The following is a 12,120-nucleotide window of genomic DNA, read 5'->3' on the forward strand; positions in this document are numbered from 1 at the left end:
TTGTATTAAATAATACGCCTAATGAAGAAAACGGATGTAGCTGTAATCGGAATGTCCTGCATTTTCCCGGGTGCGGGAGATCTGGATACATTCTGGAAAAATATAATAAATAAGGTTGATTCTACTCAGGTTGTGCCACCGGATCGTATTGATCCGGTGCACTTCAATAAAGATTCTTCTGGTGTAGACCGTTTTTATTGCAATCGGGGAGGTTTTATTCCCGAATATAACTTCGATCCTCAGCGCTTTGGTATACTTCCTGTAGCAGTCAATGGTACAGAACCTGATCATTTGCTAACGCTGGATCTGGTTTACCGGGCACTGGAAGATGCTGGCGTATTTGAAAAGAATGCCTCACTGGAAAAAACAGGTATTATCATTGGAAAAGGTAATTATGCGGGTCCGGGAGCAACCAGAGCAATTGAAATTGTAAGAACCGGTGAACAGATTGCAGCAATATTGAAAGATTTACTGCCTCATCTGGGAACTGAAGATATAGAAAAAGTAAAACACGAATTCCAATTGCGTAAGGGTCGTTTCGGACCCGATACAGCGATGGGGTTAATACCAAATCTGGTAGCCTCACTGGTAGCCAACCGTTTAAATCTGGGTGGAGTAGCCTTCACACTTGATGCCGCGTGTGCAAGTTCACTGATCGCAATAGATCATGCGGTTCAGGAATTGAATAGCGGCCGGTGTGATATGGTCATTGCCGGTGGTGTACATGTTGGACAAAATGCAGCTTTTTGGAGTATATTCTCCAATCTGGGTGCCTTATCAAAGCAGGAAAAAATAAAGCCTTTTGATACCCATGCCGATGGGTTGATTATTGGCGAAGGCTGCGGATTTGTAGTTTTAAAACGCCTGGAAGATGCAATTCAGGATAAGGACAGGATTTATGCAGTAATAAAGGGCGTTGGTGTAAGCAGTGACGGCAGTGGTACAAGCGTAATGAGTCCTTCGGTAAAAGGTCAGCTCAGAGCGATAGCGCAAGCCTGGAGCAATTCTGAGATCTCACCTGCCACTATAGGTTATATTGAAGCACATGGTACAGGAACCCCTCTGGGAGACAAAACTGAGCTGGAGACGCTGACGCAGTTTTTTGGTTTTGATGCTGAATTGCCGAAAGCAGGTATCGGAACAGTAAAATCAAATATTGGTCATGCGATGCCGGCAGCTGGAATTGCTGGTTTGATCAAAACCTGTTTAGCCTTATATCACGATACGCTGCCACCTACATTACATTGTGAAAATCCTTTGGCACAAATGGAAAAAACACGGTTTTTAGCTGTGCAGGAACCATTGAGCTGGGAGAAAGCTGGTCTGCCTAAAATTGCCGGAGTTAATGCTTTTGGTTTTGGGGGAATCAATGCTCATGTTGTACTTGAAGGGTTTAATGCACCAAAAAAAGATGAGGTATTGTTAATTGCCCGCCCAACTCATGAAGAACTGATCTCTGCACTGGAAAATCAGGATTATAGTGATGGCACAGGGAATTACCGTATTGCCGTATTTGATCCGACACCAGAAAGAATTAATAAAGCAATTAAAATAGCTTCAAAAAATAATCCGTGGCGTAATAAACAGGATATCTGGTATACCAACGAACCATTGATCAGCAATGGCGGAAAAGTTGCTTTTGTATTTCCCGGTCTGGACGGCCTGGCAGGTGGAGAAGTAGCCAGTGTTGCCGATTATTTTAATATCACAGACGATCAGCATATTAAAGCTGATGGTTTACTGAGTGAAGCCTTAAAAACCTTAAATAAAAGCAGCGTACTTGATACAGCTCTTAAGCAACTGGGTGTAAAACCTGACATGAATGCAGGTCATAGCTTAGGCGAATGGCTGGCTGCGAGATCATCAGAACTTGCAGAAGAGAGTTCTGTTTTACAATTGCTTAAAGTGCTTAATCCTGAGACTTTTGAGCTGAAAGATTCCAGATTTATTGCAGTAGGTTGCGGAATAGAACAGCTTTTACCAATCATTGCTGATATTAATGACGTATATCTGTCCAATGACAACTGTCCGCAACAGGTTATTCTTTGTGGAAGTAAAAATGCGCTGGAAGAACTGACGCCTGTTTTAAAAGCAAAACAGATCTTTCATCAGATATTACCTTTTCAGTCCGGGTTCCATTCTCCGTTTATAGCGGACAAGCTGGAAGTGATTCTGGAAGGGATGAAGGATATGCAATTCCGTAAAACAACCACCCCATTGTGGTCTGCAACAACTTTAGAGCTATACCCTGAAGGTTTTGAAGCAATCAGACAATTAAGTGCTGAACATTTGATTCAACCTGTCCGTTTCCGTGAACTGACAGAAAAACTATATGAACAGGGAGCAAGAGTATTTATACAGATCGGGTCAGGAGGACTAACAGGGTTTATAGATGATACACTAAAAGGAAAGAATTTCAGTACAATTTCTTCCAATGTACCAATCAGATCAGGACTAACTCAATTGCAGCGTGTAATCGCAGCTTTATTTGTAGAAGGCAGAGAAGTAGGAGTAAACTTTACAGGTAAAATCAAATCAGGGCCATCTTTCAGAGACAGAGGAATCAGATTAGAATTAGGCTTGCCGATTATTACCGGGTTAAGCACACTGAAAGGGCTTGCAGAGCAGCCGTCAGTTTATACAAAGCCAGACCCGATGGTCTATGCCAAAGGATTACTGGAAGATGTAGCTGATCCTGTAATGCAGGCTTTTAATGAAAATATACTGGAAATGGTAAATATCCAGGCAGAGATACAACAGCTGTTTAAAAACAGAGTTCTACAACCTGCAAACTATGCTATTAAACCTTCACCTGCTCAGGCATCACCAGTGATTTCAGCACCAGCTATCAGGGTACCATTTTCAAAACAGTTGGATATTACTCTTGAAAATTGTCCTTACCTGATAGATCACGCACTGTTAAGGCAGCCTAAAGGCTGGCATTGCGTCGATGACATGGATCCGGTTATTCCAATGACAATGATCTTTGAGTTATTTGGAGAGATTGCCGAAGAACAGTCACCAGGAGAGCAGGTGCAAAAAATATTGAATATCAAGGTATTCCAATGGATGAATGTGATTAAGCCTTTCCGCGAAACCATTACCGGTGAATGGAAGGATCAGCAGAGCGTATATCTCAATCTGGAGCGGTTTGCAAATGCTGAAGTCATTTTATCAGAAAAGCTGGGTTCACCAGCTCAGGAATCATTTGATATTGGTAAAGTGCTGGATATCCAGAGAACTCCGGAACAGATTTATGAAAATCACATGTTTCACGGACCAGGTTATCAGGGTATAAAATCACTGAAGGCTGTGGGTGAAAAAGGAATCACCGGTATTATTGAAAGTGGTGCAGGGAAAGGCTCTCTGCTGGATAATGCAGGACAGCTTTTTGGTTTATGGCTTCAGCTGATCCTGACCAAAGACAGAATAGCCTTTCCGGTAAAAATACAGGAAATCGAGTTTTTTGAGAATATGCACGATCAGCAGGGAGAGTTTGAATGTACCTGTGTACTGACGGAAATGAATGGAGAATTTGCTACAGGAAATTTTATCATCAAACGTAGTAATCGTGTATGGGCAATTATCTCAGGCTGGCAGAACAGGAGACTGGAAATAGATGACGCCTTATGGAGTGTTTCTATGTCACCGCTGCATAACCGTTTATCAAAGGAAATTGCACCGGGTATTTTTATGTTCCATAATGCCTATTCCAGAGTAGTTTCATGGGATTTTATCCTGAAACGTTATTTCAATCAGGACGAGAAAAAACATCATAATTCATTGCTGCCCAATAAAAGGAAAGCCTGGATGATCAGCCGTGTGGCGGTAAAAGATGCAGTGAGAAATTTACTCAATAAAGAGAAACAACATGCATGTTACCCGATCACGTTTGAAATCAGGTCAGACGAGCGGCAAAAGCCTTACCCTCACGGTGGTCAAACTGCTGGTATTCATGTTTCTTTAGCACATAAAGGAACTGATGCCGTGGGGGTTGCCCGCCTGGACAGACCTGTGGGTATTGATATTGAAAGTATTGAAGAACGCAGTAGCGGTTTCTTTGACCTGGCATTTGCCGACACAGAGATGGTTTTGCTGGAAGGTAAAGATAAGGCCGAATGGGCTACCCGTTTCTGGACAGCCAAAGAAGCCTATGGCAAATATCTTGGCAAGGGCTTACAGGGTAACCCTAAAGCTTATGTTATAGAAGAAATCAGAGGAGAAGAATTAAGAATCAAAGACGTATTTATAAAGACCATTAAACATCATAACTACATAATCGGATGGACACAATAGCGAAAAACAAACAATTAAATAACGACGAGATCTTTGAGCTGATGAAGCAATTTATCACAGAGGTTATAGGAGAAGAATTTGTAGAAGAAATGGATATCACTCCTAAAAGCTCTTTTACCAAAGATCTGGAAATGGACAGTATAGAAATTGTATCCTTCTCTGAAAAGATAAAAACACACTTTGGCGACCAGATTGATTTTACAGGATGGTTATCTGCTATGGATCTTGATCAGCTGATTAATCTGAACCTGGAAATGATCATTAATTATATACACGAATGCCAGTCATAAAAGTAAATCACAGAGATGTACACATTCAGGAACTGAATAAAGGAGCGGCCGAAACCGTTCTCTTAATTCATGGAATGTTCAGTAACCTCTCTGTTTATTACTTTAATATTGCCCCGGTACTGGCCGAACATTTTCATGTGGTGATGTACGATCTGAAAAGTCATGGAATGAGTGAACGTACACTGGAAGGTTATGACCTGAACAGTATGACTGATGATCTTTATGCTTTAATGGAAGTACTTAAGCTGGAGAAGGTGCATCTGGCAGGTTATAGTTTTGGTGGTCTGATTGCTTTAAAAATGGCCGTTCGTTTCCCGGAAAAACTGAGGAAACTTGTCCTGATAGAAGCGCCGGACCCCAATGATGATAAAACCCGTGGTATTATTGAAGAATACAGCAGGGAGTTTCTGGAACATTATGTAGCTAATTTTACGGATACAACTAAAGTGAAAATGGGTAAAAGACAGATGGACCGTAACCACCGGATGTATGAATATCTGTTTTATCAGACCAGTATCAAAAAAGACATGATTCAGGAGAGCGGTTTTTTTAGCGCACCTGAAATCAATACGATGCAGAAAGATACCCTTTTGTTGTATGGATCTGCTTCCAATTGTCTGGAAGCGGGTAAACAGCTTCATCAGAAAATCAGAAAATCAGATCTGATTCCATTAGATGGAGATCATAATATTCCTATTCAGGAACCCGTGATGATCGCGGAGATTGTTTCTGGATTTTTTAAGAATTAGTTGTCAACTTAATACCTTATCAATGGCGAAATTTGTATTTATAGTTCCTCCTTTAACAGGTCATATTAATCCTACCCTGAGTATGGGCGCTGTTTTGATTGGGCGTGGACATCAGGTTGGCTGGATTACACTTGACCCTGATTTAGGTTCCAGATTGCCCGAAGGTGGTGAATTGTTATTAATCAAATATAACGAGAGTGATCAGCAGAAACAGGATAGTGAGCAATATCTTGATATCATTACCAAAAAAATTGTCTACGGAATAGACAGTATCAAGTTTTTATATGAAGAAGTTTTAATTCCATTAAACCGTCATAGTTATGAAGGGATAATAGAATGGCTGGAAAAGTATAAGCCCGATCTGGTCATTACAGATCACCAGATGTTTGCCGGAGCTATCGCCGCGGTCAATCAGAAAATACCTTATGCTACATCAGTAACGGCACCCGCTGCTATAAAAATCATGGATGAGCTACCCAAAGTCCACGAATGGGAGGTTAAGCAGATTGTTGATCTGCAAAAGGAACTGGGTATTGATAAACCAGTGTCAATTGCATGTTCGGGTCTGTTAACTATGGTTTTAACTTCAAAAGCATTTTTTGGGGAACTAGAATTGCCTGCACATTATCATTTTGTAGGACCGGTAATCAATCGCAAATCAGTAAAATCATCTTTTGACTGGGAGTTACTGCAAAAAAATAACAGGCCAAAAATATTAGTCAGTATCGGAACTACTTTTGATCACGAGCATAAAAAGAACTTTTTTGCCAAAGTGATAGAAGCCTTCGGAGAAGAAGACATAACTGTAGTGGTTGTTTCAGAACCCTCACTATTTGAAGTCTGGCCAGATAATTTCATCGTTCAGCGGATGGTTCCGCAATTAGAATTATTACCGCATTTAGATGCAGTAGTTTGTCATGGCGGACATAATACTGTCTGTGAAACCTTAATTAATGGTTTACCTATGGTCGTTATACCCATTGCCTATGATCAGTCACATGTGGCAGGCAGGGTAGTGCGTGTAGGTGCAGGATTACGTTTAAACTTCAATCGTTTTAAAGCCAGACATCTGCAGGAGGCTGTCACAGAAATTCTTCAGAACCAGTCTTTTAAAACCTCAGCTGTTGAAATCAAACAATCTTTTATAGATGCTGGCGGTACGGAAGCTGCGGCGACTTTACTTGAGCAGTTCAGTGTCAATGAACCTTTGTTCTTATTAAATAATTAAAAAGAAATTATGTCAAGATTTTTATTCGTCGTACCACCTTTTTTTGGTCATATCAGCCCAACACTTAGCATAGGATCCAGTTTAATTGCCCGCGGGCATGAAGTGAAATGGATAGGAATCACACCATTGGCAGACAAACATATACCAGAAGGAGGGGAATTTATTTACCCTGAAGCAGATCTGGAAGAATATCAGGAAGAGATTACCCGCATCCTGAAACGTCAGGATGATGGCCCTTCCTGTTCAGGACCTGAAGTCATGAAACTGGCATTGGAAGAAACTTATGTTCCTTTTGCCCGGATGATGATGAAAGGACTTGGCAAGTTTGCTGATGAGTGGAAACCAGATGTGATTGTGAATGACTGTATTACTTTTGCGGGGGCATTATGTGCACATGTCAAAGGAATCCCTTCTGTGACCACTACACCTGTTCCGCCAGATGTAATGGGAGATACAGCTACCAGTGCACCTAAAATATTTGAGTGGCAGCAGCAGTTGATTAAAGGCTTACAAAAGGAATTAGGTATAATCGAAGATGGTATTTTTATCCACTCCAATAAACTTAATCTGGTTTTTACTTCCCAGGCTTTTGCCGGATTTGAAGAAGTTCCATCACATATGAGATTTGTAGGTCCGGTGAAAGGCAGGCCAAATCACGCAGCCTTTGACTGGGAAAGACTTGCAAAGGCCACAACACCAAAGATTTTTGTCTCCCTGGGTACTCTGCTGGTTGATATCAGAGCTGCTTTTTTTCAGAAACTGATTGATGCTTTTGCCAATGAACCCGTAACAATTATAGCAGCAACTAATCCGGATATTTTTGAGCAATGGCCGGCTAATTTTATTGTAAACAGTTTTGTGCCACAGGCAGAACTTATGCCGCATATGGATGCGGTAATCTGTCATGGAGGTTTTAATACTGTGAATGATACTTTTACCAATGGCTTGCCTATGCTGATCACACCAATTGCCTATGATCATTTTCACACCGCTAAACTGATTGAAAATGCAGGTTGCGGAATCAGTATCCGTTATAAACGCTTAAAGATAGCAGAACTTAGAAATGCTGTTTTTGAGTTACTGGGAAATCCGAAATACAGAAATGCAGCATTAAGAATAAGAGAAACATTTATCTCAGCCGGGGGAAATGATAAAGCAGTAGAGTTGCTTGAAGATTTTGCCGGGGTAGAACAATTACTCGAAAAAAATAACTAATACCTATGAGAATCCCAGAGGATTGAAATAGTTATCAGGCACGCAGGGCTGTACTTATTTATTCATGGATTTTACAGGTGCTTTTGTGTTCATAAACCCTTAGGAGTTTGATCATTCAAAGGCTCCATCACAAAACAAAACAAAAATTTAAAGCCTATGAAAAGAAGGTTACTATTTGGGGAGAGGCTGATGCTGGGAGACGGACATACTCCGTTTAACGGGGTAGTGCCGGTAAAAATCCGCGGAGAATTTTCTGCAGCGAGTTTACAGCACGCACTGTTGAGATTACAGCAAAAACATCCCTTGCTTAATGCGGTTATCACTTATGATAAACATAACCGCCCTTATTTTACCGTTGATAAAGACCGGCCTGCTAAAATCCCGGTGCATATCATTCCCCGCAATAGCGATGATGACTGGAAAAAAGAATCAATCAATCAGTGGCTGAGCCCATTTGACACGGCTAAGGACCCAATGATGCGAATGGTCTGGATTAAAGGAGATGGTGTCTCAGAACTTTTAATGATTGTACATCACTGTCTGATTGATGGTGGATCTGTGCTGACTATTCTGGCTACCCTGTTCGAATTAATTGATAACGGTGATGCTGAAATTGGACAGGAAGATCCGATTAAAGGGTTACAGGATATAGTTCCTGCAGAAATCCTGGAGAATAAAAAGCAAAGGTTTAAAGCTGGTCTGATCGGTAGCATAGCAGTTTTGGCTCTATGGCTCATGCCTGCCAGAAAAAAAGCAATAGAGAGACAGAAGGATTATATGCTTCACTGGAAACTGGATGAAGAGATGACTGCAGAGATCTCTAAATTCTGTAAAGGTTCGGGGATAACAGTCAATACGTTGTTATGTGCAGTGTTATTACAAGCCTTTAAAGACATCAGAAAAGAAAATGCACACAATAAAGTTTCCTGCCCTGTTGACCTGCGTACAATAAATAAGAAGATCAAAAAGGATAACATCTTTGCATTCGGTTCCATGTTCGTTGTCAGTGCTTATCCTGAGCTCGATTTTATGAGTAATGCAAAGGCCATACAGAAAGATATCAAACAGAAAGTTAAAAAGCTGGATCCATATCTGATGCTGATGGTACTTGAAAAAGCGCATCCTATACTAAATAAGTTCCGTCGTTTTTTAAAACATGGTAAATCAAGTAATGACTGTATGTTTTCCAATATAGGCAGAATGCCTATTCCTTATCAGTACAGTACTTTCGAAATAGAAACAATATATACACCAACTGTGATCGGCCCTTTAGGTAATACAACTTCATTCATGACTACTATCTACCGTGGAAAAATGGATTTTGCATTTGTAGCAAGTGAAGGATATATACCCTATGCAGATGGTCTGGCCATACAAGGCAAGATTATGTCAATACTCAAAGAGCAATTAGAAACACAGCTACAACCAGCATAAAAATGAAAAGAAAGTTGATCATTGGAGAAAGGATTATGTATGTAGATGCTTTGACACCTGTTAACTGCATTTTTACAGTAAATATCCGCGGAGTTATAGCTCCGGAAACTTTACATGCTGCACTACGGAAAATACAGCAAAAACATCCGTTGTTACAGATGCAGATTGATGATAAACAAACCGGTGGCCCTTATTTCATTTTAAATGAAAATATCGGGGAGATTCCTGTACGGGTCATTGAACGTAAAGGAGAGGATGACTGGCTCAATGAATCTAAAGCAGAATGGAACAAACTTTTTGATGGTGAAAATGAACCTTTAGCCAGAGTAGTCTGGCTAAAGGATGCAGAAGTATCAGATATTTTGCTGGTTCTGCCACATTGTATCTGTGACGGATCTACTTTGGTAACCCTGTTGCAGGAGCTGTTATTTCTGCTGGATCAGCCGGATCTGCAGCTTACCCCATACAAGTCCTTCAGTTCAGTAAAAGAATTGCTGACACCAGCTTTTTCTATATCGCAGGCAAAGATTCTTAAAGCCCGTATGTTCTCGCTGTTAGGGAAAGCATTTTTCTTATTTAAACCCACCAGCCGTAAAGTAGCAGCAGGGAATAATTATGTCCTCCACTGGACACTCAGTCCAGAGCAGACTATTGAACTGCTTGAGCAGAGCAAAGCCGAAGGAACTACTGTTCACGCCATGTTGTGCATTGCGGTGATGAAGGCCTTTCAGCAAGTGAGAGGAGTAAAGGCGCATGGAAAAGTAATTTGTCCGGTAGATATCAGACAGTTTGTCCCTGAAATCAAAAGTGATACTATGTTTGCATTTGCTCCGATCGTGGAACTGGAGACAGATAAAAAAACGGAGCTGGATTTCTGGACAAGGGCAAGAAATCTGAAAGCAGATCTGACTGCAAAAGTACAGGAGCTGAAAGTAGAAGAAATGTTATGGATGAGTGAATACTTTCATTCAGTAGTGACCAGGATGGTTAAATTTTTGAAAGCCACTGATGGTACCCATGACGTGACACTTTCCAATATGGGAAAACTCAGGATCAAAGAAAATTACCACAATTTTGAAGTGATGGCTATTCATAGTCCGACAGTAGCTTTTCCGTGGAGAAATCCCAATACGATGGTGGCCTGTACTTTCAAAAACCGCATGGATTTTACCTTTATGTCTAATGAGACTTTTCTGACTGAAAAGGAAGCCGGGCAGATTAAAGCTGAAGCAATGAATTTATTATTTGAAAACCTGAAACAATTATCTGTTGCCTGATATGTTAACCACAGCTGCTAAAAAAAAGGAGATTACGCTAAAGCGATTTTTACGCAAGAATTTACTGTACTATATTATCCCGAATGTTGTCTTTAATACAATTATTCCGTATTTCAGTTTTACAGATCTGCATGCAGTTCATTTATTTGATGGAGAACAGAATCTGGCGAGATTCATTCTGCCCATGGCTTTTTTTCTGCCTTTTATTATCACCTTTGATATCCTGAAAAAAACGATTACACTTTCAGAGAAAGGTCATTCAGAAATTATATTGCCTGAAGGTTTTAAGAAGAACAAATTTATTTTGCAGATGGCGGGTATCAATGGTTTTTGTACAGTATCATTTGTTTTTGCTATGATGCTGGGCCTGCATTTTGGCCTGCCTGAACTTTATAATTATAACGGTGCTGTACTGGCAGTACTTTTAGGACTTACTGCCGGATTATTCTCTGTGCTTTTTACCTATATGCCCATCCGTAAATTAAAAAAATACCATCTTCCTGATACCGGGAATACTCCGGAAGATCAACCTCAGAATCTCAGAACTGTTGCTCCTGCAGCAGCTGATAAGCCTCAGCTGATTGAGGAATGAATTTAATCCGCTATGTTCAGGTCAAACACTTTCTGCTCTTTGGTCTGGATAAAACCCGTCTTCTGATAAAAATGATGACTTGCTGTTCTTTTGGTCTGGCATCTTACCCGTAATTTCTTTACGTCTTTATTGAGCGCCCATTCTTTTACCTGTTCCACTAGTTTTTCACCTATTTGCTGGTTACGGTAATTCTCATCTACAACCAGTCCTCCGATCTCCACAAATGGATCGGCCTCTAACCTGATGGTATAGAAAGCATGAATCCAGCCAGTGATTGTTTCCCCGATAACAGCCACAATGATACAATGATCAGGATGTAATAATAAGCTGTTGACCCTCAGTTCTGTTTCTGCTTTTGTAGCCGGATATCCCAGCTGATCGGATAATCTGGTAACCGCTTCTGCATCTTCGATTTTTAAGTCTCTAAAATAGAGGGGCATAATTGTATGTGTTTATGAGGTTTATGAATACAAATGAAGTGATTTCATTATAACGGATATGCTGTATCGCTTTTAGTTTCAGATAAGACAAAGAAACTCTGAACGGTACTGATATTCGGCAATATGGCCAGTTTATTTCGCAGAAATAAATGATAGCTTTCCATATCACTGGTTGCAATGCGAAGAATAAAATCAAAAGCTCCGGTCATTTGAAAACATTCCATCACTTCGTTAAATTTAGCTACTTCCCGTTCGAACTCATTTAGCGCATCTGCTGTATGTTCTTTTAACAAGACCTGAGAAAAGGCAATCAGACTTTTATTGATTTTTTGCCGGTCCAGAATAGCAACGACTTTTTTAATATAACCTCTTTCTTTTAATTTTCTTATCCTGTCATGTATAGTAGCGATAGATTTACGCAATTTAAAGGCGATCTCCTTATTTGTAAGAGTCGCATCTATCTGTAAAATTCTTAAAATTTCGAGATCTGTCGTGTCTAAGTCTGCGTCCATTGGCTGTTACAAATTATGAATGGAAAAATACCAGTAATTTACCATATAATACACATTAACTGTAATTAGTTATATTTTATTTGTTCT

Annotated in this window: 10 protein-coding genes; 8 read left to right on the forward strand and 2 right to left on the reverse strand. The window is 40.3% G+C overall.

Annotated elements, in window-relative coordinates; translation table 11 throughout:
• Positions 1-21 precede the first annotated feature (21 nt).
• The 8 genes from PL_RS21295 (at position 22) to PL_RS21330 (ending at position 11,081) form a co-directional block, all read left to right on the forward strand.
• Positions 22-4,296, forward strand: a complete 4,275-nt coding sequence (locus PL_RS21295) for a type I polyketide synthase (protein WP_041877703.1) — start codon at positions 22-24, stop codon at positions 4,294-4,296.
• A complete protein-coding gene (locus PL_RS21300; RefSeq protein WP_041877701.1) occupies positions 4,284-4,586 on the forward strand; it encodes an acyl carrier protein in 303 nt (100 codons plus the stop codon). The genes PL_RS21295 and PL_RS21300 overlap by 13 nt, the downstream gene beginning before the upstream one ends.
• Complete coding sequence (locus tag PL_RS21305; RefSeq protein WP_041877700.1) at positions 4,574-5,335, forward strand: alpha/beta fold hydrolase; 762 nt, start codon at positions 4,574-4,576, stop codon at positions 5,333-5,335. Before PL_RS21300 ends, PL_RS21305 begins: the two co-directional genes overlap by 13 nt.
• Before the next feature lie 22 nt (positions 5,336-5,357).
• Positions 5,358-6,563: a glycosyltransferase gene (locus PL_RS21310; RefSeq protein ID WP_041877699.1), complete on the forward strand. Its 1,206-nt coding sequence runs from the start codon at positions 5,358-5,360 to the stop codon at positions 6,561-6,563.
• A 9-nt stretch (positions 6,564-6,572) separates the two neighbouring features.
• The gene (locus PL_RS21315) at positions 6,573-7,778 is read left to right on the forward strand and encodes a glycosyltransferase (protein WP_041877697.1); all 1,206 of its coding nucleotides are present in this window, start codon (positions 6,573-6,575) and stop codon (positions 7,776-7,778) included.
• Positions 7,779-7,934: 156 nt separating this feature from the next.
• Positions 7,935-9,212 (forward strand): condensation domain-containing protein, encoded by a 1,278-nt coding sequence (locus PL_RS21320; protein ID WP_041877696.1) that lies wholly within the window; start codon positions 7,935-7,937, stop codon positions 9,210-9,212.
• Between the two features lie 2 nt (positions 9,213-9,214).
• Positions 9,215-10,489 carry a phthiocerol/phthiodiolone dimycocerosyl transferase family protein gene (locus PL_RS21325; protein ID WP_041877695.1) on the forward strand — a complete coding sequence of 425 codons (1,275 nt, stop codon included), beginning with the start codon at positions 9,215-9,217 and terminating at the stop codon, positions 10,487-10,489.
• Position 10,490: 1 nt separating this feature from the next.
• Positions 10,491-11,081, forward strand: coding sequence for a hypothetical protein (locus PL_RS21330; protein ID WP_348620336.1), 591 nt, complete (start codon positions 10,491-10,493; stop codon positions 11,079-11,081).
• Positions 11,082-11,083: 2 nt separating this feature from the next.
• On the opposite strand, the gene PL_RS21335 is transcribed toward PL_RS21330, so the two are convergent.
• Together PL_RS21335 and PL_RS21340 are read right to left on the reverse strand one after the other, a co-directional pair.
• Positions 11,084-11,521: a GNAT family N-acetyltransferase gene (locus tag PL_RS21335; RefSeq protein WP_041877693.1), complete on the reverse strand. Its 438-nt coding sequence runs from the start codon at positions 11,519-11,521 to the stop codon at positions 11,084-11,086.
• Between the two features lie 47 nt (positions 11,522-11,568).
• On the reverse strand, positions 11,569-12,033 hold the full coding sequence (locus PL_RS21340; RefSeq protein WP_041877692.1) for an Lrp/AsnC family transcriptional regulator: 465 nt from the start codon (positions 12,031-12,033) through the stop codon (positions 11,569-11,571).
• Positions 12,034-12,120: the final 87 nt, after the last annotated feature.

It is taken from the genome of Pedobacter lusitanus (genome assembly GCF_040026395.1).
GTDB lineage: Bacteria > Bacteroidota > Bacteroidia > Sphingobacteriales > Sphingobacteriaceae > Pedobacter > Pedobacter lusitanus.